The 22,226-nt window shown below is 71.0% G+C and carries 19 protein-coding genes; 12 read left to right on the top strand and 7 right to left on the bottom strand.

Annotated features, from left to right (window positions below):
• Positions 1–5: 5 nt before the first annotated feature.
• Positions 6–515: an Lrp/AsnC family transcriptional regulator gene (locus tag ACH4G3_RS36440; RefSeq protein WP_031140825.1), complete on the bottom strand. Its 510-nt coding sequence runs from the start codon at positions 513–515 to the stop codon at positions 6–8.
• A gap of 45 nt (positions 516–560) precedes the next feature.
• Here ACH4G3_RS36440 and ACH4G3_RS36435 point away from each other — a divergent pair, with 45 nt between their 5' ends.
• Positions 561–1,475 carry an NAD-dependent epimerase/dehydratase family protein gene (locus ACH4G3_RS36435; protein ID WP_397628471.1) on the top strand — a complete coding sequence of 305 codons (915 nt, stop codon included), beginning with the start codon at positions 561–563 and terminating at the stop codon, positions 1,473–1,475.
• Position 1,476: 1 nt separating this feature from the next.
• Positions 1,477–2,376 carry an aldo/keto reductase gene (locus tag ACH4G3_RS36430; RefSeq protein ID WP_397628470.1) on the top strand — a complete coding sequence of 300 codons (900 nt, stop codon included), beginning with the start codon at positions 1,477–1,479 and terminating at the stop codon, positions 2,374–2,376.
• On the opposite strand, the gene ACH4G3_RS36425 is transcribed toward ACH4G3_RS36430, so the two are convergent.
• Positions 2,370–4,040 carry a DHA2 family efflux MFS transporter permease subunit gene (locus ACH4G3_RS36425; RefSeq protein ID WP_397628469.1) on the bottom strand — a complete coding sequence of 557 codons (1,671 nt, stop codon included), beginning with the start codon at positions 4,038–4,040 and terminating at the stop codon, positions 2,370–2,372. The genes ACH4G3_RS36430 and ACH4G3_RS36425 overlap by 7 nt on opposite strands.
• Positions 4,041–4,150: 110 nt before the next feature.
• Here ACH4G3_RS36425 and ACH4G3_RS36420 point away from each other — a divergent pair, with 110 nt between their 5' ends.
• Entirely contained in the window at positions 4,151–4,768 is a 618-nt protein-coding gene (locus tag ACH4G3_RS36420; RefSeq protein ID WP_397628468.1) for a TetR/AcrR family transcriptional regulator, read from the top strand.
• 83 nt (positions 4,769–4,851) lie between these two features.
• Here ACH4G3_RS36420 and ACH4G3_RS36415 read toward each other — a convergent pair whose 3' ends face one another.
• The gene (locus ACH4G3_RS36415) at positions 4,852–6,243 is read right to left on the bottom strand and encodes a cation:dicarboxylate symporter family transporter (RefSeq protein WP_397628467.1); all 1,392 of its coding nucleotides are present in this window, start codon (positions 6,241–6,243) and stop codon (positions 4,852–4,854) included.
• Positions 6,244–6,420: 177 nt separating this feature from the next.
• Between ACH4G3_RS36415 and ACH4G3_RS36410 the strand changes: the two genes are divergently transcribed.
• The 5 genes from ACH4G3_RS36410 (at position 6,421) to ACH4G3_RS36390 (ending at position 12,093) form a co-directional block, all read left to right on the top strand.
• Positions 6,421–8,109, top strand: a complete 1,689-nt coding sequence (locus ACH4G3_RS36410) for a sensor histidine kinase (RefSeq protein WP_397628466.1) — start codon at positions 6,421–6,423, stop codon at positions 8,107–8,109.
• Complete coding sequence (locus tag ACH4G3_RS36405; RefSeq protein WP_397628465.1) at positions 8,106–8,804, top strand: response regulator; 699 nt, start codon at positions 8,106–8,108, stop codon at positions 8,802–8,804. Before ACH4G3_RS36410 ends, ACH4G3_RS36405 begins: the two co-directional genes overlap by 4 nt.
• Before the next feature lie 129 nt (positions 8,805–8,933).
• Positions 8,934–10,301 (top strand): extracellular solute-binding protein, encoded by a 1,368-nt coding sequence (locus ACH4G3_RS36400; protein ID WP_397628464.1) that lies wholly within the window; start codon positions 8,934–8,936, stop codon positions 10,299–10,301.
• A gap of 17 nt (positions 10,302–10,318) precedes the next feature.
• Entirely contained in the window at positions 10,319–11,248 is a 930-nt protein-coding gene (locus ACH4G3_RS36395; RefSeq protein WP_397628463.1) for a carbohydrate ABC transporter permease, read from the top strand.
• Between the two features lie 5 nt (positions 11,249–11,253).
• Positions 11,254–12,093: a carbohydrate ABC transporter permease gene (locus tag ACH4G3_RS36390; protein ID WP_397628462.1), complete on the top strand. Its 840-nt coding sequence runs from the start codon at positions 11,254–11,256 to the stop codon at positions 12,091–12,093.
• Between the two features lie 473 nt (positions 12,094–12,566).
• On the opposite strand, the gene ACH4G3_RS36385 is transcribed toward ACH4G3_RS36390, so the two are convergent.
• Positions 12,567–13,901 (bottom strand): enolase C-terminal domain-like protein, encoded by a 1,335-nt coding sequence (locus tag ACH4G3_RS36385; protein WP_397628461.1) that lies wholly within the window; start codon positions 13,899–13,901, stop codon positions 12,567–12,569.
• Between the two features lie 44 nt (positions 13,902–13,945).
• Positions 13,946–15,283: a gluconate:H+ symporter gene (locus ACH4G3_RS36380; protein ID WP_397628460.1), complete on the bottom strand. Its 1,338-nt coding sequence runs from the start codon at positions 15,281–15,283 to the stop codon at positions 13,946–13,948.
• Positions 15,284–15,418: 135 nt separating this feature from the next.
• On the opposite strand from ACH4G3_RS36380, the gene ACH4G3_RS36375 reads away from it, so the two are divergent.
• A complete protein-coding gene (locus ACH4G3_RS36375; RefSeq protein WP_397628459.1) occupies positions 15,419–16,207 on the top strand; it encodes an IclR family transcriptional regulator in 789 nt (262 codons plus the stop codon).
• A 35-nt stretch (positions 16,208–16,242) separates the two neighbouring features.
• Here ACH4G3_RS36375 and ACH4G3_RS36370 read toward each other — a convergent pair whose 3' ends face one another.
• Positions 16,243–16,692: a PPOX class F420-dependent oxidoreductase gene (locus ACH4G3_RS36370; RefSeq protein WP_397628458.1), complete on the bottom strand. Its 450-nt coding sequence runs from the start codon at positions 16,690–16,692 to the stop codon at positions 16,243–16,245.
• Between the two features lie 186 nt (positions 16,693–16,878).
• On the opposite strand from ACH4G3_RS36370, the gene ACH4G3_RS36365 reads away from it, so the two are divergent.
• The gene (locus ACH4G3_RS36365; protein ID WP_397628457.1) at positions 16,879–17,616 is read left to right on the top strand and encodes a helix-turn-helix domain-containing protein; all 738 of its coding nucleotides are present in this window, start codon (positions 16,879–16,881) and stop codon (positions 17,614–17,616) included.
• Positions 17,617–17,633: 17 nt separating this feature from the next.
• Here ACH4G3_RS36365 and ACH4G3_RS36360 read toward each other — a convergent pair whose 3' ends face one another.
• Positions 17,634–18,659, bottom strand: coding sequence for an ATP-dependent 6-phosphofructokinase (locus tag ACH4G3_RS36360; protein WP_086844696.1), 1,026 nt, complete (start codon positions 18,657–18,659; stop codon positions 17,634–17,636).
• A gap of 221 nt (positions 18,660–18,880) precedes the next feature.
• Here ACH4G3_RS36360 and pta point away from each other — a divergent pair, with 221 nt between their 5' ends.
• Both pta and ACH4G3_RS36350 read left to right on the top strand, forming a co-directional pair.
• A complete protein-coding gene (gene pta / locus ACH4G3_RS36355) occupies positions 18,881–20,983 on the top strand; it encodes a phosphate acetyltransferase (RefSeq protein WP_397628456.1) in 2,103 nt (700 codons plus the stop codon).
• Entirely contained in the window at positions 20,980–22,194 is a 1,215-nt protein-coding gene (locus tag ACH4G3_RS36350) for an acetate kinase (protein WP_397628455.1), read from the top strand. Before pta ends, ACH4G3_RS36350 begins: the two co-directional genes overlap by 4 nt.
• Positions 22,195–22,226: the final 32 nt, after the last annotated feature.

Genomic DNA, 22,226 nt, shown 5'->3' with positions numbered 1-22,226 from the left:
CGACGTCAAGGCAACAGCGGCTTCCGCTCCACCGGGGAGGTCAGCACGATCGACGTCGTGGTGCGGCCCAGCGCGGAGACCGCCTCCAGCACCTCCTCCAGGTGGACGGTGTCCCGGACCGCGGCCCTGAGGATCCAGCAGTCCTCCCCGACCACGTGGTGCACCTCGGTGATCTCGGGCCGCTCGATCAGCTCCAGGGTCCTGGGGTGCTTGAGGTTGTAGCCGCCGTGCGGATCGACCCTGATGAACGCCTGGATGCCGTAGCCGAGCCGGGCCGGCACGACATGGGCGCCGTAGCCGCTGATCACGCCCGCCGCCTCCAGTCGCCGCACCCGTTCGGTGACCGCCGCCGGGCTGAGCCGGACCCGGCGGCCCAGCTCGCTGAGCTTGATCCGGCCGTCGGTCTGGAGCAGCTGGAGGATCTGCCGGTCCAGCGCGTCGAAGGCCACCGAGGTTTCGTCGGCGACGGTGCGCGGATGCCGTGGTTCTTTCGGCGTAGCGGCCTGAACTCCCATGGTTCCCCCTTCAAGGCGTGGCTGTGCGCCAGGAGAATTATGGTCATGGAAAAGGCCCTGGAAGTCCTGGTCATCGGCGGGAACCGTTACGCCGGAAAGCGTCTGATCGCACGGCTGCTCGCCGACGGCCGCCGCGTCACGGTGCTGAACCGGGGGTCCTCCCCGCCGCCCGCGGGAGTGGAGCACGTGGTCGCCGACCGGGACGACGAGCGGTCCCTGACCGGCGCGCTCGGCTCGCGCGTCTTCGACGTCGTCGTCGACCAGGTCTGCTACACCCCGCGCCAGGCGGCACTCGCCCGCCGCGTCTTCTCCGGCCGTACCCGCCGCTATGTGATGACCTCCACGGTCGAGGTGTACGAGTACGAGGACTCCCCCGCCCTCGTGCGCGAGGAGGCCGTCGACCCTGCCACGGTCACCGTGGACCTCGGGCTGCCCTGGGACGACCCGGCGTTCCTGGAGGCGAACTACGGCGAGGGCAAGCGGCAGGCCGAGGCGGTCCTCGCGGCCGGCGGCCCGGCGTTGCCGTACACGGCGGTGCGGGTGGCCCACGTCCTGGGCGGGGACGACGACTTCACCGGGCGGCTGGCCCACTACGCCGAGCGGATGCGCACCGGCGAGCCGATCGCCGTGCCGGTGGTGAACCGGCCCGCCACCTATGTCCACGTCGAGGAGATCGGCCGGTTCCTCGCCTGGGCGGCGGGCGAGGACTTCACGGGGCCGGTGAACGCCGCCTCCCACGGGACGCTGACCACCGGGGAGTTGTGCGAGGCGGTGGCCGCGCACGTCCCGGGCGGCCGGGCCGTGTTCCGGCCCGTCGAGGTCGGCGAGGTCTCGCCGTTCTCCTTCCGCCGCTCCTACGGCATGGACAACGCCCGGGCCGCGCGGCTCGGCTTCACCTTCACCGACGCCCAGCAGTGGCTGCCGAGTGCCGTCGCCGAGACGCTCGGGAAGGGCGACTGACATGCGGTACAGGACACTCGGCGGGCTGCGGGTGAGCGCGGTCGGGCTCGGCGCGATGCCGCTGTCCATCGAGGGCCGCCCGGACGAGCAGCGCGCGCTGGCCACCGTGCACGCCGCGCTCGACGCGGGCGTGACCTTCTTCGACACGGCCGACTCGTACCATCTGCCGGGCGCGGAGCCCGGCCACAACGAGCGGCTGCTGGCCCGCGCGCTGGCCACGTACGGCGGTGACACCTCCGGCGTGCTGGTGGCGACGAAGGGCGGCCGTGGCCGCCCGGCCGGCGGCGACTGGACGGTGAACGGCTCCCCGCGCCACCTCAAGGCCGCCGCCGAGGCCTCCCGCAAGCGCCTCGGTGTGGAGGCGATCGGCCTCTACCAGCTCCACAAGCCGGACCCCGAGGTGCCCTTCGAGGAATCGGTCGGCGCCCTGCGCGAGCTGATCGACGCGGGCACGATCCGGCTGGCCGGGGTGTCCAACACGGACGCGGACCGGATCCGCCGGGCGCGGGAGATCCTCGGGGAGAAGCTGGTGTCGGTGCAGAACCGGTACTCCCCCGCCGTCCGGGACAGCGAGCCGGAGTTGCGGCTGTGCGCGGAACTGGGGCTGGCCTTCCTGCCGTGGAGCCCGCTGGGCGGGCTGGCCCGCAGCTCCCTGGACGGCCCGTCGCGCACCGAAGGCAGGGAACGTCTGGCCGCCTTCCACGAGGTGGCGGCAGCCCGCGGTGTCAGCCCTCAGCAGGTCGGTCTGGCCTGGCTGCTGGCGCGCTCCCCCGCCGTCGTCCCGATCCCGGGGGCGAGCCGGCCGGAGACGGCGAGGGACTCGGCGGCCGCGGCGGACCTGTCGCTCACCCCGGAGGAGCAGACCCACTTGGACGAGGCCACCGAGCCGGTCGTTCAGTGAACCCCCGCGGACTCCAGCTCCTTCTCCTCGGCGGGCTCGTCCGCGGTCTTCCCCTTGCCGGGCAGCAGCAGTGCCACCACGACCGTCCCGACGCCCAGGATCACGGCCCCGGCCAGACTCGTGTGCGCGACCGCGTCGGCGAAGGAGGACCCGACCGCGTCGGCCATCTGCCGAGCCCCGCCGGCCAGTTGCTCGGCCTGCGTCCGCAGCCGCTCGGCCTGCTGCGGGTCGCTCGTGTGCGCCGCCTGCTCGGCCAGCCGGCGCGCCTTGTCACCGATGCCCTGGGCCACGGCGTACCCGGCCCCGACGGAGTCCTGGGCCGTCTGAAGCGCGGAGGCGGGGAGCTTGCCGCCGGCCGTCGCGTCCGCGAGGTGGCCGGAGTACGACGTCGCCAGCAGCGAGCCGAGGATGGCGATGCCGAGCGACCCGCCGAGCTCCAGCGATGTGTCGTTCACCGCGCCGCCGATGCCCAGCTGGGACTCCGGGAACGCCCCCATGATCGCGTCCGTGCAGGGCGAGAGCGCCAGCCCGATCGCGAGGCCGAGCACGATCAGGGGCGCGACGAAGTCGCCGTACGACGACCCCGAGTCGACCCGGGTGAGCAGCGCCAGGGCCGCCGTACCGCCGACCATGCCGGCCGTGACGGTCCACTTCATGCCGACCCGCGGGGTGAGGTAGCCGGTGAGGGCGGAGCCCACGAAGACGGCACCGGCCAGCGGCAGCATGCGCAGGCCCGTGTCCAGGGCGTCGTAGCCGAGGACGAACTGGAGGTGCTGGGTCAGGTAGTAGAAGGCACCGAAGACGGCCAGGAAGAACAGGGCGACGGCGAGGTTGGAGCCCGCGAAGCGGCGGTCGGTGAAGCGGCGCACGTCGAGGACGGGACGCGGGTGGCGCAACTCCCAGAGCACGAAGGCCACGAGCGCGACGCCCGCGACGACCGCCGCCCCGACCGCCTTGACGCCCCAGCCGAAGTGCGGGCCCTCGATGATCATGTAGACGAGCGCGCCGATCCACACCACCGACAGCAGTCCGCCGCCGTAGTCGATACGCCCCTGGTGGCCGGCCTTGGACGGCGGCACGAGGACGAGCGCGCCGACGACGGCCAGGGCGGCGATGGGCACGTTGATGAGGAACGTCGACGACCAGCCGTGGTGCTCGAGCAGCGCCCCGGCGACCAGCGGCCCGGCCGCGATCGCGAGCCCGGCCGTGGCGGTCCACAGGGTGATGGCCTTGGCGCGTTCGGCGCGCGGGAAGGTCGCCGCGAGCAGGGACAGCGTGGCGGGCATGATCATCGCGGCGCCGGCGCCCATCACGGCACGCGCCGCGATCACCGCCGTGGCGCTGCCGGCGAGGTAGCCGGAGACGGCACCGCCGCCGAAGACGACCAGCCCGAGGACGAGCGCGCCCCGGCGGCTGTACTTGTCGCCTATGGCGCCGAGGAGCAGCATCAGCGCGGCGTACGGGACCGTGTAGCCGTCGATGACCCACTGGAGGTCGGCGCTGGACAGGCCGAGGTCCTCGGTCATGGCGGGCGCGGCGACGGTGAGGGCGGTGTTCGCCATCACGATGATCAGCAGGCTCAGGCAGAGCACGAGGAGCGCCCACCAGCGGCGTGCGTAGGGGCGGTCCATCCTCTCGGCCGGTTCGGTCATGACGAGTCGCATGGCAGGGGGTCGCCTTCCTCACTGACTTGCACAGGGGTGTGCATTTGCACAACACTGTGCAATGTACGTCGTTGCACAGCGTTGTGCAAATCGATGAGGGAAGGGGCACAATGGCGTCCATGACCACGGGCACCACCAGCCGCGCCGACGCCAACCGGCGCCGCATCCTCGACGTCGCCTTGGCTGAGCTGCTGCGCGACCCCGACGCGTCGATGGACCAGATCGCACGCGCGGCGGGTGTCGTACGGCGGACGGTGTACGGGCACTTCCCGAGCCGCGAGGCGCTGATCAGCACGCTCGTCGACGAGGCGGTTCAGACCCTGTCGGCCGCGCACGCGGCGGGCCGGGAGGGCGTCGACGACCCGGCGGAATCCGTGGCCCGCTCGGTGCTGGCGGTGTGGGAGCTGGCCGACCGCTACCGGCTGCTGATCGCGCTCGCCCAGCGCACGGTCACCATGCAGGGCATCCGGGAGCGGCTCGCCCCCGTCCGGGAGGCCGCCACCGGGGTGCTCCGGCGCGGCCTCGACGAGGGCGTCTTCAGCTCACCGCTGCCCGCGCCGGCCCTGGCCTACGTGCACGAGCAGATGCTGGTCGCGCTGATGGAGGCGGTGAACGACGGGCTCGTGGCAGCGCGAGAGGCGGGCCGCTGCGCCGCGGTCACGGTGCTGACCGCGGCGGGCGTACCCGCCTCCGAAGCCACCGAACTGGTGGCGAAGCTCAACGATTGATCTTGTCCGTGCACGGACCGGGCGGCTGAGCGACGGGGGGACACTCAGCCGCCCGGAGTCTCACGGGGCGCGACGCGCGGCCGTCAGGCCTTCGCCAGCTCCTTCTCGCCGCCCTGCTCGGACACCTCGGCCTGGTCGTCGGCCGGGCCGCCGTGCGCGTCGTCCAGCAGCGTCTTCTCGTCGAAGGGCAGCTGACCGGCGAGGACCTGGCCGACCCGCTCCTTGTCGATCTCCTTCGTCCAGGTGCCGATCAGCACGGTGGCCACGGCGTTGCCGGCGAAGTTGGTCAGGGCGCGGGCCTCGCTCATGAAGCGGTCGATGCCGACGATGAGGCCGATGCCGTCCACCAGGGCCGGCTTGTGCGACTGGAGACCACCGGCCAGCGTCGCGAGACCGGCGCCGGTGACACCGGCGGCGCCTTTCGAGGCGACCAGCAGGAAGAGCAGCAGCGGGATCTGCTCGCCGATCGACATCGGCGTGCCCATCGCGTCGGCGATGAACAGGGACGCCATGGTCATGTAGATCATGGTGCCGTCGAGGTTGAAGGAGTAGCCGGTCGGGACCGTGATGCCGACCACCGGCTTGCTGACGCCCAGGTGCTCCATCTTCGCGATGAGCCGCGGCAGCGCGGACTCCGAGGAGGACGTCGACAGGATCAGCAGGAACTCGCGGCCCAGGTACTTGAACAGCGTGAGGATGTTCAGGCCGGAGATCACGCGCAGCAGGACGCCGAGCACGATGAAGACGAAGAGGAAGCAGGTGACGTAGAAGCCGAGCATCAGCACGGCGAGGCTCTTGAGCGCGTCCACGCCCGCGGAGCCGGTGACGGCCGCGATCGCGCCGAAGGCACCGATCGGGGCGGCCCACATCACCATGGCCAGGATGCGGAAGACGAGCCGCTGGATGTGCTCGATACCGCGCAGGATCGGCTGACCGGCCGAGCCCATGCCCTGGAGCGCGAAGCCGGCGAGCAGGGCGATCAGCAGGGTCTGCAGGACCGACTCGTTGGTGAACGCGGAGACGATCGTGGTCGGGATGATGCCGAGCAGGAACTCGGTGGTGTCCTTGGCCTCGGCGTCGACCTGGGCGTGACCGGCGTCCTTGATCGCGTCGGTCACCGCGAGGCCGGTGCCCGGCTCCAGGATGTTGCCGACGACCAGGCCGATACCCAGCGCGACCAGCGACATGATCGTGAAGTAGACCAGGGCGATACCGCCGACGGCACCGACCTTGGCGGCCTTCCGGACCGAGCCGATACCCAGCACGATCGTGCAGAAGATGATCGGCGAGATCATCATCTTGATCAGATTCACGAAGCCCGTGCCGATCGGCTTCAGCCCGACCGCGAAGTCCGGTGCGGCCAGACCCACCGCGATACCGGCGGCAACCGCGATGATCACCGCGATGTAGAGATAGTGCGTACGGTCCCGCTTGGCTTTGGGTGCGGCTGGTGCCGTATCGGCTGCGCTGGTCACGGCGGCCCTCCTTGACGACGTCGTCGGCATCACCGGCGTGCGGCTCACGTCCGGGAAAAGGGAGCGGGGGCTCCCGGAGATGCGTATTGGGGAATGCCGTGACTATGTCCTGCTCTGTGAGCGCGGTCACCCTTCCGTTCATTTAGTTCACAATCAGCCACGGTGCAGACTGACGGCATGCGCTTCTCCGTACCCGGTCCCCGCAGCCTGGCGGGCCAGCTCTTCGCCATGCAGGCCGTCCTGATAGCGGTCGTCGTGGCCGGATACGCGCTGTTCAGCTACGTCAGTGACCGCAACCAGGCCGAGGAGGCGGCGCGGCGCCAGGCCAGGGCGGTGGCGCGGTCCGTCGCCGACTCCCCTTCGGTGCTGGAGGCGGCCCGCAGCTCCGACCCGACGGGCCGGCTCCAGCCGTACGCGCTGAAGGTCATGCGGGACACCGAGGTCGACTTCATAACGATCATGAGTCCGCGGGGCATCCGCTGGACGCACCCCGACCCGGACCGGATCGGCCAGCCCTTCCAGGGCCACACCGAGAAGGCCCTCAAGGGCCAGACCTTCACCGAGACCTACACCGGCACGCTCGGCCCGTCGGTACGCGCGGTCACCCCGATCCAGGACGGCAAGGAGATCGTCGGCCTGGTCAGCGCGGGCATCCGGGTCGAGGAGATCAGCCAGCGGGTGCAGGACCAGCTGACGGCCCTGCTCGGCGTCGCGGCCGGCGCTCTGGTCCTGGGCGCCGTCGGCACCTATGTCGTCAACGCCCGGCTGCGCCGCCACACCCACGGCATGAACGCGGCCGAGCTCAGCCGGATGCACGACTACCACCAGGCCGCCCTGCACGCCGTACGCGAGGGGCTGCTGATGCTGGACGGGCAGTACCGTGTGGCGCTGATCAACGACGGAGGGCGGGAGCTGCTCGGCGTGGCCGGGGACGTGGTGGGCAGGTCGGTGGCGGAGCTGGGGCTGCCCGCCCCGCTGACGGGCGCGCTGCTGGCGTCGGAGCCGCGGGTGGACGAGGTGCATCTGACGGCGTCGCGGGTCCTGGTGATCAACACGTCTCCGGTGTCGGGTGGTGAGCGGCGCGGTACGGTCGTCACCCTGCGCGATGTCACCGAACTCCAGTCGCTGATGGGCGAGTTGGACTCCGAGCGGGGTTTCACGCAGGCGCTGCGCTCGCAGGCGCACGAGGCGGCGAACCGGCTGCACACGGTCGTCTCGCTGATCGAGCTCGGCCGGGCGGAGGAGGCGGTGGAGTTCGCGACGGCCGAACTGGAGCTGGCACAGGCGTTGACCGACCAGGTCGTGGCGGCGGTGAGCGAGCCGGTGCTGGCGGCACTGCTGCTGGGCAAGACGGCCCAGGCGAACGAGCGGGGCGTGGAACTGATGGTGTCGGAGGACAGCAGCCTGGACGACGGCCTGCTGCCGGAGTCCCTGCCGTCGCGGGACCTGGTGACCATCCTGGGCAACCTGATCGACAACGCCGTGGACGCGGCACAGGGCAGCGCGCGGACGCGGGTGACGGTGGCCGCGTACACCCAGGACACCGGGGACCCCGAGGCTCTCGATGACGCCCCGGAGCTGGTGCTGCGGGTCTCGGACACCGGCCCGGGCGTGGACCCGGAGCACGCCGAGGCCGTCTTCCAGCGGGGCTTTTCGACCAAGCCGGCGGGGCCGGGCGGCCGGGGGCTGGGGCTGGCCCTGGTACGGCAGGCGGTCCAGCGGCACGAGGGGACGCTGTCGGTGTCGGAGGCCGAGGGGGGCGGGGCGGAGTTCGAGGTACGGCTGCCGCTGCGGGAGTCGGGGGCGGTGGCCGAGGGCGTGACATCCAGGACCTCGGTGTCCAGAGGCGCTGGAGGCAACGCATGACGAGCGACAGCACGCCCGAGAGGGACATCCGCGTCCTGGTCGTGGAGGACGACCCGGTCGCCGCCGACGCGCACGTGCTGTACGTCGGCCGGGTCCCCGGCTTCGTGGCGGTGGGCAAGGCGCACACGGGCGCGGAGGCCCGCCGGGCCCTGGAGCGCACGCCCGTCGACCTGCTCCTGCTCGACCTGCACCTGCCGGACGTGCACGGACTGCACCTCGCGCGCTCCCTCCGGGCGGCCGGACACCACGCGGACGTGATCGCGGTGACGTCGGCACGCGATCTGGCGGTCGTGCGCGAGGGCGTCTCCCTCGGAGTCGTGCAGTACGTCCTGAAGCCGTTCACCTTCGCGACCCTGCGGGACCGCCTCGTGCGGTACGCGGAGTTCCATGCCGCGGTCGGCGAGGCGAGCGGCCAGGACGAGGTCGACCGGGCGCTGGCGGCCCTGCGCGCGCCGGGCCCGGCCGCCCTGCCCAAGGGGCTGAGCGCACCGACGCTGGAGCGGGTGACCGTGGCCCTGCGCGACAGCGCGGAGGGCCTCACGGCCGCCGGTGTGGCGGAGAGCGTGGGCATCTCCCGCATCACGGCCCGGCGTTACCTGGAACATCTGGTGGACGCGGGGCGCGCGGCCCGCCGCCCGCAGTACGGCACGGTGGGGCGCCCGGAGTTGCAGTACCGCTGGGTCACGGGCCAGTGACGGACCGTCAGTTACGGTCGGCCACGATCGAACCCGCGCACACGCATTGACCTGACTAGACCACTCAACTTAGGTTCACCACGCAGCCGTCCCGGCCACAAAGAAGTGCGTCCGTAGGAGGTTCGTGCCGTGCGCCCCACCGCCGCTTTCACACCTCTCCTCGCCCTGGCCCTCGCCGCGACCGCCCTCACCGCCTGCGGTGGCGGCTCCGGCAGCGACCCCGACACCGTGAAGGTCTCCTTCAAACAGTCCACGGACAACTCCATCAAGGTGATGGACACCTATCTCGCGGACATCAAGAAACAGTTCGAGAAGGCCCACCCGGGCAAGAAGGTCGAGCTCGTCCCGATCAAGGCCCCGGACTCGGAGTACTACACCAAGCTCCAGCAGATGCTCCGCTCCCCCAAGACCGCACCCGACCTGGTCTACGAGGACACGTTCCTCATCAACTCGGACATCACCAGCGGCTACCTCAAGCCCCTCGACCCCTACCTCGCCAAGTGGCCGGACTGGAACCGGTTCATCGACACGGCGAAGGCGGCCGCCAAGGGCGAGGACGGCAAGACGTACGGCGTCCCCGACGGTACCGACACCCGCGGACTCTGGTACGACAAGGACGTCTTCGCCAAGGCCGGCCTCCCCGCCGACTGGCAGCCGAAGACCTGGAAGGACGTCCTGACCGCGGCCCGCACCATCAAACAGAAGGTCCCCGGCGTCATCCCGCTCAACGTCTACACGGGCAAGCCGGTCGGCGAGGCGGCCACCATGCAGACCTTCGAGATGCTGCTCTACGGCACGGACGACGGCAGCACGGACCCGCTCTACGACAAGGCGAGCAAGAAGTGGATCGCCGGCGGCCAGGGCTTCAAGGACGCCCTCGCCTTCGTCGAGACGGTCTACAAGGAGAAGCTGGGCCCGGACGTCTCCGACGCGCTCGACCCGAACGTCATGACCCGGGTCCGCGGCGAGTGGCTCCCGCAGGGCAAGCTCGGCATCGCCCTCGACGGCTCCTGGCTGCCCCAGGACTGGCTGCCCGGCAGCGGCCACGAGTGGCCCGAGTGGTCGAAGAAGCTGGGACTGGCCGCCATGCCGACCCAGAACGGCCAGGCGCCCGGCAAGGTGAGCATGTCCGGCGGCTGGACCTGGTCGATCCCGGCCAAGGCCGGCAACCCGGACCTGGCCTTCGAGTTCGTCAAGACGATGCAGACCAAGGCCAACGCGCGGAAGTGGTACGTCGCCAACTCCGGCATCGCGGTCCGCGAGGACGTGGCGAAGGACCCCGAGTACGCCACCGCCCAGCCGGGCACCGAGTTCTTCACCGACCTGGTGCGGCACACCCACTACCGCCCCGCCTACCCGGCCTATCCCAAGGTCTCCACGGCCATCCAGGAGGCCATGGAGGGCGTGACGACGGGTGACGTGTCGGTGGACGAGGCGGCGGACAACTACGTGGACGCCCTGAAGGACGCCACGGACAACCAGGTCGTCGAGCGATAGGCGACGGGGACGCCTCGATGACCACCACAGCACCGCACACCGGCCTCGGAAAGGCGCCCGGCCCCACGGCTCCCCGCCGCCCCCGGCGGGGCCCGGGCGCACTGGTCCGGGCCCTCCCCCTCACCCCCGCCGTCGTCCTCCTGCTCCTCTTCCTCGCCGGCCCGATCGCCTACTGCGTCTCCATCGCCTTCACCGACCTCCAGCTCACCGGCCAGGCCGAGGACTCCTTCGTCGGCTTCGAGAACTTCACCCGGGCCTTCGGGGACGAGGCGTTCCTCAACGCCGTATGGCTGACACTGGTGTTCACCGTCCTGTCGTCCCTCATCGGGCAGAACACGCTCGGCCTCGCCCTGGCGGCGCTGATGCGGCGCGCGTCGAAACCGGTCCGCACGCTCACCGGCGGCATCGTGGTCACGGCCTGGGTGCTGCCGGAGGTGGTGGCCGGCTTCCTCCTCTACGCCTTCTTCCGCCGCGAGGGCACCCTGAACGCCATCCTGGACTGGCTCCACCTGCCCGCCCAGAACTGGCTGTTCACGCTCCCCATCCTGGCGGTGTCCTTCGCCAATGTCTGGAGGGGCACGGCCTTCTCGATGCTGGTCTACTCGGCCGCGCTGAACGAGATCCCCCAGGAGATCACCGAGGCCGCCGAGGTCGACGGGGCCGGGGGCCTGCGCCGTATGTGGCACATCACCCTCCCCATGATCCGCCGCTCCATCGCCACGAACCTGATGCTCAACACCCTCCAGACCCTCTCGGTCTTCGGGCTGATCTGGGTGATGACCAGGGGCGGCCCGGGCGGCAGGAGCCAGACGCTGCCGCTCTTCATGTACGAACAGGCCTTCCAGAACAGCCTGATCGGCTACGGCACGGCGGTGGCCCTGCTGCTCCTGCTGGTCGGTTCCCTCTTCTCCCTCGTCTATCTGCGCCTGCTGCGGACGGAGGTCTGACCCGCATGGCCGTCACACTCGCCTCCCGCCGCACGGCCCGACGCCTGGCAGCGGACGCGGGCCTCCTGGTGGTCGCCGCCGCGTTCGTACTCCCCCTGGCCTGGGTGGTCCTGTCCTCCCTGGACCCTCACGCCGACCTCCGGGTGAAGGCACCCGACGGCCTCACCCTGGACAACTTCGACGCGATCCTGACGCCCGAGATCACCTTCACGCCCCTGCTCAACAGCCTGATCCTGTGCGGCAGCGCGACGCTGCTGACGGTGGTCTGCGCGGCCCTGGCGGCCTACCCGCTCTCCCGCTTCCGCTCCCGCTTCAACCGCCCGTTCCTGCTGACGATCCTCTTCGCGACGAGCCTGCCCATCACGGCGATCATGGTCCCGGTCTACGCGCTCTTCGTCCGGGTGGACCTGATCGACACCATGCAGGGCACGATCTTCTTCTTCGCCGCGTCCCAACTGCCGTACGCCATCTGGCTGATGAAGAACTTCATGGACGGCGTACCGAAGGAACTGGAAGAGGCGGCCTGGACCGACGGGGCGTCGTCCCTCCAGTCCCTGATCCGCATCGTGCTGCCCCTGATGGGCCCGGGCGTGGCCGTCGTGACGGTCTTCTCCTTCGTCATGATGTGGGGCAACTTCTTCGTCCCCTTCATGCTCCTGCTGACGCCCGACCAGATGCCGGCGTCCGTCAGCATCAACGACTTCTTCGGGAACCGGGGCATGGTGGCGTACGGGCAGCTGGCGGCGTTCTCGGTCGTCTACTCGACACCGGTGATCCTGCTGTACGTCCTGATCGCCCGACGCCTGGGAGGGGGCTTCGCACTGGGCGGCGCGGTGAAGGGCTGACCGGCGCCGGGCCGGGCCCGCGCCCACCCGTACCGCCCTCAGCGGCACGATTGCCCGCGGCCAAGCGGACCAGCGGCCTGCGGCGACGGCCTGCGGCAGCTGAACCGGAGGGTTGCGCGGCACGACTGCCCGCAACTGAGGCGGCCACGACGGCCCGCAGCGCGGCAGCCTGCGGCAACTGAGCGACCACCGCGCGCCCGCAGCGCAGCGGCCGGCCCGGCAGCCAGGGCGGCCACGAACGCACGCGCACCCGCCGACGGCGAGAAGGGGACGTGTCGGGGGGTGTCCGCCCGCAGCGGTTGGCGCGTCAACGGACAGTCAGTCGGCGTCCGACCCCATCGCGCCGTTCCGAGGACGGACACCCCCCGACACGGCCCCGACCCACCACCGGCGAGCAGGCGCTACGCGCGCCCCCCCCGAAGCCGCACAGGCCGCCGCAGGCCCCCCGCCCAACCGCCGGAGGCACCCGGCGATCACCGCACCAGACACGGCCGCTTACCGTCGAACTCCCAGCCAGGCACCAGATACCGCATCCCCACCGCATCATCCCGAGCCCCGACCCCCTTCTCCCGGTACAGCTCGTGCGCCGCCAGCAGCCGGTCCATGTCGACCTCGACCCCCAGCCCCGGCGCGTCCGGGACGGCAACCTCCCCGCCCACGATGCGGGGCGGCTCGACGGTCAGCCGCTCCAGCCCCTCCTGCCAGATCCAGTGCGTGTCCAGCGCGTTGTACTCCCCCGGCGCCGCCGCCCCGCAGTGCGTCACCATGGCCAGGGAGATGTCGAAGTGGTTGTTGGAGTGACACCCCCAGGTCAGCCCCATCGCGTTGCACAACTGCGCCACCCGCACCGACCCCTGCATCGTCCAGAAGTGCGGGTCGGCCAGCGGGATGGAGACCGACTGGAGAGCCAGGGCATGGGCCATCTGGCGCCAGTCCGTCGCGATCATGTTCGTCGCCGTGGGCAACCCCGTGGCCCGGCGGAACTCCGCGAGGATCTCCCGCCCGGAGTAACCGCCCTCCGCCCCGCAGGGATCCTCGGCGTACGCGAGCGTGCCCACCAGCGGCCGGCACAGCTCGACCGCCTCCCGCAGCGACCACGCCCCGTTCGGGTCCAGCGTGATCCGCGCCTCGGGAAAGCGCGACTTGAGAGCGCGCACCGCCGCGACCTCCTCGGCCCCGGCCAGCACACCCCCCTTGAGCTTGAAGTCCCGGAACCCGTAGTGCTCGTAGGCCGCCTCCGCCTGCCGCACGATCGCCTCCGGCGACAGCGCCTCCTCGTGCCGCACCCGGTACCACTCCACGGACGAGTCCGGCTCCCGGACGTACTCCAGATCCGTCCGGTCCGGGTCACCGACGTAGAAGAGGTACCCCAGCACCCGCACGGAGTCCCGCTGCTGCCCGTCACCCAGCAGCGCCGCCACGGGCACGTCCAGATGCTGCCCGAGCAGATCGAGCAGCGCCGACTCGACCGCGGTCACCGCATGGACGGTGGTCCGCAGGTCGAAGGTCTGCGCACCCCGCCCCCCGGCGTCCCGGTCGGCGAACCGCTCGCCGATCTCGCGCAGCACCCGCTTGTAGTCCCCCACCTTCGCCCCGACGACCAGCGACTCGGCGTCCCGCAGGGTCCGCGTGATCTTCTCCCCGCCGGGCACCTCCCCCAGCCCGGTACGCCCCTCGGAGTCGGTGAGTACGACGATGTTGCGGGTGAAGTACGGGCCGTGCGCGCCGGAGAGGTTCAGCTCCATGCTGTCCCGGCCCGCGACGGGGTAGACGGCGAACGCCGTGACGGTCGGCTGCCTGCTGCTCATCAGTTGCCCTTCCTCAAAATGCGGTGCACAGAACGGAATACGGTTCACAGACTCAGGACGTCGAGGCCCCACTCGACGACGAGCACCCCGCCCAGCCCGAGCACGGCGAGCACGGTCGTATAGGACGTACGGACCTTGATGGCCTCGATGACGGAGAGGTTGAAGTACTCCTTGAACAGCCAGAACCCGGGGTCGTTCACATGCGAGAACGCGATGGAGCCGCAGGCCACGGCCAGCACCATCACCTCCGGATGGACCCCGCTGCCCGCGAGCAACGGCAGCGCCACTCCGGAGGCCGTGACGACGGCGACCGTGGCCGAGCCGAGCGCGATGCGGAGGATGACGGCGACGAGCCAGGCGAGGACGATCGGCGAGATGGACCAGCCGTCCGTGACGTCCTTGATGTAGTCGGAGATCCCGCCTTCGACGAGGACGTTCTTGAAGGCCCCGCCCGCGCCGATCACCAGCAGGATCATCGCCATCGCCTGGGCCGCCGAGCCGCAGGAGGCGCCGACGTCGCTCAGGCTGCGCCCGATCCGCGGTCCGAACGCCCACACCGCCAGGCACAGGGTCAGCAGCAGGGCGATCGGCGCCGACCCGACGAAGGCGACGACGTGCAGGAACGGGCTGTCGCCCGAGGCGGCCATGTCGGTCACGGCGGCGGCCACGATCAGCACGACAGGGAAGAGCGCCACGAGCAGCGACCAGCCGAGGCCCGGCATCTCCTCGTCGGTGAACTCGCGATCGCTGACCAGGCCCTGGGGGATGGCCGGTGTCAGCCGCGCGACGAACGGGAGGCGAGGCCAGGTCAGGGCGATGAGCGCACCGGCGGGCACGGCGACGAACAGGCCGTAGAACAGCGTCAGTCCGACGGAGGCGTGGAAGGTCGCGGCGACGGCGGTGGGGCCGGGGTGCGGCGGCAGGAAGCTGTGCATGGTGGACAGGGCGATGGACATCGGCAGGCCGACCCACAGCAGCTTCGCCCCGGTGACCCTGACCAGGGTGAACGCGATGGGCACGATGATGACGAACGCGACCTCGTAGAACATGGTCACGCCGATCAGCATGGACGTGACGACCATGGCGACCTGGACCCAGCGCGGTCCGAAGGCGTCGAGGAGCTTGCCGGCTATCCGCTGCGCGGCGCCGGCGTCCCCCATCACCCGGCCGACCATGGCGCCGAGTCCGATGGTCAGCATGGTGTCGCCGATCTGGTCCCCGATGCCCTCGGAGAGGACGTCCGGGATGGTCGCCACGGGAATCCCCTGGACCAGGGCGACCCCGACCGCCACGAGCAGCAGGGCCGCGAAACCGTTCAGTCTCAGCCTGGTCATGAGGAGGAGCAGAACCAGAACGCTGATTCCGACTACGAGCAGAGGCAAGGCAGTTCCCCTTTGAACCGGTGTCCCATCCCTATATGCAGACGGCGTCCACGTATGCAGATGGAGGCTAAGTGCGTGAACCTGCCGGGTCAATGGCCGTGCGATCACGGATTCCTGCGGACCTACGATGAGCGCATGCAGGAGAGCAGAGGGGTCCGCGGCGTGAAGTCGGCGGCCCGGACCGTCGCGCTGCTGGAACTGCTCGCGGAGCGGGGCGAGCAGCCCTCGCGCCTCGACCAGCTCGCGGAGGACCTGGGGGTGCCGCGCAGCAGCATGTACCAGCTGCTCCAGACGCTCGTCGACGCCGGCTGGGTCCGCACGGACGCCACCGGCTCCCTCTACGGCATCGGGATCCGCGCGCTGCTCACCGGCACCAGCTATCTGGACGGGGACCGGCACGTCCGGGCGGTCCGCCCGTACCTCGACGAGGCGTCGGACACGCTCGGCGAGACGATCCACCTGGCCCGGCTCGACGGCCTGGACGTCGTCTATCTCGCCACCCGTGAGTCCCACGAGTACCTGCGGACCATCAGCCGGGTGGGCCGCCGGGTCCCGGCCCACGCCGGCGCGCTCGGCAAGGCACTGCTCGCGGAGCGCGCCGACGAAGAACTGCCGTTCACGCGGTGGCCGTTGGCCGCGCTCACGGAGAACACCCGCACCGACCGGGCAGCCCTCCTCGCCGACCTGGCCGGGGTGCGCGAACGCGGCTACTCCATCGACCGCGAGGAGACGGTGCCCGGCATCGCCGGCTTCGGCTTCGCCCTGCGCTACGGCACACCGGTCGTCGACGCCATCAGCTGTTCGGTCCCGGTGGCCCGGCTGACCCCGGAGCACGAGGCCCGCATCGTCTCCGTGATGGGGGACATCCGGGCGAGGATCGAATCCCGGCTACCACCGGCACCGGGCACACCCGACTGGCGTTAGGGAGGGCCCGCAGGGAGGCCCTCCGAAACCGTCCGTCAGCCGGCCGCCCCGTCCGGCAGGACCCCGGCCCGGAAGGGCTCCACACCCTCCAGCCTCCGTACCCGAGTCGGCTCGATCAGCAGCATCACCCGGCGCTCCCCGGGCAGCAGCCAGGGATACCGGTCCTCCCCGAGGTACTTCCGCGCGAGCCGGTCCATCGCCCGCTCCGCCTCCTCGCCCTCCACGAACCGGACGACCTTCCCCCGGATCTCCGCCCGGTCGTACGGGTTCTCGGGGTCGTGGTGGGACAGCGAAACGTACGGATTGCGCCGCAGATTCTCTTCCTTCACCCGCCCGATCGACGTGTTGACCATGACGTACTCCCCTTCGATGTCCGCCCACATGGGCGACACCTGGGGCGCACCGTCCGCACCGACCGTCGCGAGATGCCAGAAGTTCGTCGCGAGGAGACGTTCGCGAATATGCCCGTTGAGCTTGCCGTTCACGTGAGTGCCCGCCTTTCCGGGCCCATGCTCACCAGGCCCGGCGCCATCCTCGCCGCACCTCCGCCCCGGCCGACAGACGATCTTCAGCCCCGCTCGAACCCGCCGGTAGCCGTAGCTTCCTACAATCCGTGATCCTGGCCGAACAGACCGTAGTCACCGCAGCCCCGCGCCCCTAGCTTGTGGCCCGTGCGCCGACCTTCAGCCCGCCCGAGCCAGCCCGCACCCCACTCCCTGCCCGCCACCCCGACACCCCCGCCCTTCAACGCCCCCGCCGCGCGCCGGCTGCGCGCGGCCCTCGGCATGACACCCGAGCGCGTCGCCCACGACATGCGCGTCTCCTACGGACACCCCCGCATCACCCCGGACCACGTCATGGCCTGGGAACGCGGGGCGGCGGCCCCTTCCGCGTCGGAACTCACCGCCCTCGCAGGGGTGTTGTGGTGCTCGCCCGGCGAACTCATCGGCAGACCCCGCACCCTGCGAGAGCACCGCATCGCCCGCGGCTTCGCCCCCGAGGACGTGGCCCGTGCCGTGGGCCACGAACTCCACGCCTATCTGCGGATGGAGGAGACCGACACCTGGCGCGGCACCGACCGTCAGTCCGCCGCCCTCGCCGACCTGCTCGGCCTGCGCCTGCCCGACTTCGTCACCGTCACGGGCGGCAACGCCAGGCTCGGCGACCTGCTGCGCAACGCCGTCACCACCCGCTGGCAGGCCTACGTACGCCCGGTGGCCAAGGTCGTGCCCCTGGACCGGCCGTTCCTGGAGGGCGCCCTACGCGGGCTGCACCAGGACTACCAGGGGCACATGGCCGCCACCCTGAGCTGGGGCGGCGGCAGCAGCGACGCCGGCGACGCGGCCCGCGACTTCCTCGACCGGATCGTCGAGCACTTCTGGACGAGGATCCAGCAGAGCCCGGCCTAGGCCGGGCTCGGGCCTCTCTAGAAGACCGACTCGGCCTCGTCCATCCGGTCCTTCGGCACGGTCTTCAGCTCGGTCACGGCCTCCGCGAGCGGCACCATCACGATGTCCGTCCCGCGCAGCGCGGTCATCCTGCCGAACTCCCCCTGGTGCGCGGCCTCCACCGCGTGCCAGCCGAACCGCGTGGCGAGCACCCGGTCGTACGCGGTGGGTGAGCCGCCGCGCTGGACGTGGCCGAGAATGACCGGCTTGGCCTCCTTGCCGAGCCGTCGCTCCAGCTCGTGGGCGAGCGCCGTGCCGATGCCCTGGAAGCGCTCGTGGCCGAATTTGTCTATGGCGCCCTTGCCGTAGTCCATGGTGCCGTCGGCGGGGTGGGCGCCCTCGGCGACGCAGACGACCGCGAACTTCTTGCCGCGGGCGAAGCGCTCCTCGACCATCTTCACGAGGTCGGCCGGGTCGAACGGCCGCTCCGGCAGACAGATCCCGTGCGCACCGGCCGCCATGCCGGACTCAAGCGCGATCCAGCCCGCGTGGCGTCCCATGACCTCGACGACCATCACCCGCTGGTGGGACTCGGCGGTGGTCTTCAGGCGGTCCATCGCCTCGGTGGCGACCCCGACCGCCGTGTCGAAGCCGAAGGTGCGGTCGGTCGACGAGATGTCGTTGTCGATCGTCTTCGGGACGCCGACCACCGGCAGACCGGCGTCGGACAGCATGCGCGCCGCCGTCAGCGTGCCCTCGCCGCCGATCGGGATCAGCGCGTCGATGCCGAACTCGTGGATCATGTCGGAGGCGTTCTCGCACGCCTCGCGGAGCCGGTCGCGCTCCAGCCGGGACGACCCCAGGATCGTGCCGCCGCGGGCCAGGATGCCGCTGACCGCGTTCAGGTCGAGGGTGCGGTAGCGGCCGTCCAGCAGGCCCGAGTAACCGTCCTCGAAGCCGATGACCTCGTCGCCGTAGTTGTCGACCGCCCGGTGCACGACCGACCGGATCACGGCGTTCAGGCCGGGGCAGTCGCCGCCTGCGGTGAGAACTCCGATACGCATCGTGCTGTGTCTCCTGCTCGCTGTTGACACCGGTGAGCCTCTGCCGATTGTTTCACGCTCCACAGCCCGGCGTCGCACCCCGAGGCTGACGGGCGCCTTATCTATCGGCGGAGGTATTGTCAAGAGGGTTCTGCTCACCTCGGTGGGCGATTTTTGTGCCCCTGGCTGGTTAGCCATTGGCTTGATGTGTACCCCCACTCGAGACGAAACGGAGAGCGCGCGTGACCCGCAGCGTGTACGTGACCGGCATCGACCGCGGCGACGGCCGCCAGGTCGTCGAACTGGGGGTCATGGAGCTCCTCACCCGGCAGGTCGACCGGGTCGGCGTCTTCCGCCCCCTCGTCCATGACGGGCCCGACCGCCTCTTCGAGCTGTTGCGCGCCCGCTACCGGCTCGCCCAGGACCCGGCGACCGTCTACGGCATGGACTACCACGAGGCGTCCGCCCTCCAGGCCGAGGCCGGCACGGACGAGCTCGTCTCCACGCTCGTCGACCGCTTCCACCTGGTCGCCCGCGACTACGACGTGGTCCTGGTCCTCGGCACCGACTACGCCGGGACCCAGCTCCCGGACGAGCTGTCGCTCAACGCCCGGCTGGCGAACGAGTTCGGCGCGTCCGTGATCCCGGTCGTGGGCGGCCGCAAGCAGACCGTCGACTCGGTGCTCGCCGAGACGCGCAACGCCTACCGCGCCTACGACACGCTGGGCTGCGACGTGCTGGCCATGGTCGCCAACCGGGTGGCCCGCGAGGACCGCGACGAGATCGCCGCCCAGCTCGACTCCCGGCTGCCCGTGCCGTGTTACGTCCTGCCCGACGAGCCGGCGCTGTCCGCCCCGACCGTCTCGCAGATCGGCCACACCCTCGGCGCCAAGGTGGTGCTGGGCGACGACTCGGGGCTGGCCCGGGACGTGCTCGGCTTCGTCTTCGGCGGGGCGATGCTGCCGAACTTCCTGGGCGCCCTGACTCCGGGCTGCCTGGTCGTCACCCCGGGCGACCGGGCCGACCTGGTCGTCGGCTCGCTCGCCGCGCACAGTGCCGGCACCCCGCCGATAGCGGGCGTGCTCCTCACCCTGGACGAGGTGCCCGGCGACGACATCCTCACGCTCGCCGACCGTCTCGCGCCCGGCACCCCGGTGCTGTCGGTGGCCGGCACCAGCTTCCCCACCGCCGAGCAGCTGTTCTCCCTGGAGGGGAAGCTCAACGCGGCCACCCCGCGCAAGGCGGAGCGGGCGCTCGGCCTGTTCGAGCGGTACGCCGACACCGGCGACCTGGCCCGCCGGGTCTCCGCGCCGAGCAGCGACCGTGTCACGCCGATGATGTTCGAGCACAAGCTGCTGGAGCAGGCCCGCTCCGACCTGCGCCGGGTCGTCCTGCCCGAGGGCACCGAGGAGCGTGTGCTGCACGCGGCCGAGGTGCTGCTGCGCCGGGGCGTGTGCGAGCTGACCCTGCTCGGCCCCGTCGACCAGATCCGCAAGAAGGCCGCCGACCTGGGCATCGACCTCGGCGAGTCCCAGCTGATCGACCCGGCCACCTCCGACCTGCGCGACGCCTTCGCCGAGCAGTACGCGGCCCTGCGCGCCCACCGGGGCGTCACCGTGGAGCTGGCCTACGACGTCGTCTCGGACGTGAACTACTTCGGCACGCTGATGGTGCAGGAGGGCCTCGCCGACGGCATGGTGTCCGGCTCGGTGCACTCCACGGCCGCGACCATCCGCCCAGCCTTCGAGATCATCAAGACCAGGCCGGACGCCGACATCGTCTCGTCGGTGTTCTTCATGTGCCTGGCCGACAAGGTCCTCGTCTACGGCGACTGCGCGGTCAACCCCGACCCGAACGCCGAGCAGCTCGCCGACATCGCCATCCAGTCGGCGGCGACGGCCGAGCGGTTCGGCGTGGAGCCGCGGATCGCGATGCTGTCGTACTCCACGGGCACGTCCGGCTCCGGCGCCGACGTCGACAAGGTGCGCGAGGCCACCGAGCTGGTCCGCTCGCGCCGGCCCGACCTGAAGATCGAGGGCCCGATCCAGTACGACGCCGCCGTGGAGCCGTCGGTCGCGGCGACCAAGCTGCCCGGCTCCGAGGTCGCCGGACAGGCAAGCGTGCTGATCTTCCCCGACCTGAACACCGGCAACAACACCTACAAGGCCGTGCAGCGCTCGGCCGGCGCGATCGCCGTCGGCCCGGTGCTGCAGGGTCTGCGCAAGCCGGTCAACGACCTGTCCCGGGGCGCCCTCGTCCAGGACATCGTCAACACGGTCGCCATCACGGCGATCCAGGCCCAGTCCCCCGCCCCGTCCCCGAGCGAGAAGGCAACCGCCCAGTGAGCCCCACCCGCGTCCTCGTCCTCAACTCCGGCTCCTCGTCGGTGAAGTACCAGTTGCTCGACATGAGTGACAGCAGCCGGCTGGCGGTGGGCCTGGTCGAGCGCATCGGCGAGCAGACCTCCCGGCTGAAGCACACCCCCGCCGGCGGCGAGAGCCGGGAGCGCGGCGGGGCGATCGCCGACCACGACGCCGCCCTGAAGGCCGTCGCCGAGGAGCTCGCCAAGGACGGCCTCGGGCTGGACTCGCCCGAACTGGCCGCGATCGGGCACCGGGTGGTGCACGGGGGCAGGTCCTTCACCGAGCCGACCGTGATCGACGACGCCGTGCTCGCCGAGATCGAGCGGCTCATCCCGGTCGCCCCGCTGCACAACCCGGCCAACCTCACCGGGATCCGCACGGCCCGGGCGCTGCGGCCCGACCTGCCGCAGGTCGCCGTCTTCGACACCGCCTTCCACACGACGATGCCGGAGTCGGCCGCCCGCTACGCGATCGACGTCAAGACGGCCGACGACCACCGCATCCGGCGCTACGGCTTCCACGGCACCTCCCACGCCTACGTCTCCCGGGCCACCGCCGAGCTGCTCGGCAAGGACCCCGCCGAGACGAACGTGATCGTGCTGCACCTGGGCAACGGGGCGTCGGCCTCGGCCGTGCGGGGCGGGCGCTGCGTGGACACCTCCATGGGGCTGACGCCTTTGGAGGGGCTCGTGATGGGTACGCGCTCGGGAGACATGGACCCGGCCGTCATCTTCCATTTGATGCGTGTTGGTGGAATGTCCGCCGACGAGATCGACACTCTTCTCAACAAGAAGAGCGGTCTGATCGGTCTGTGCGGTGACAACGACATGAGGGAGATCCGCCGCCGCGTCGACGAGGGCGACGAGCAGGCGGAGCTGGCGTTCGACATCTACATTCACCGCCTGAAGAAGTACATCGGCGCCTATTACGCCGTTCTCGGACGGGTGGACGCGGTGGCCTTCACCGCCGGTGTCGGCGAGAACGCGGCGCCCGTGCGGGCGGCCGCCCTGGCGGGCCTGGAGGAGCTGGGCCTGGCGGTGGACGGCGAGCGCAACGCCGTGCGCGGCGACGAGGCACGGCTGATCTCGCCGGAGGGCGCCCGGGTCGCCGTGGCGGTGGTGCCTACTGACGAGGAATTGGAGATCGCGACACAGACCTACGCGCTGGTAATTGGTTCGGGGAATCACACCTGAGCGGCATCCCGCCCTTTTGTATTTTCCGCCAG

It is taken from the genome of Streptomyces afghaniensis, from assembly GCF_044327915.1.
Taxonomy (GTDB): domain Bacteria; phylum Actinomycetota; class Actinomycetes; order Streptomycetales; family Streptomycetaceae; genus Streptomyces; species Streptomyces afghaniensis.
Note: the sequence above shows the minus strand (reverse complement) of the source record. Positions and strands in the feature narration are given on the sequence as shown.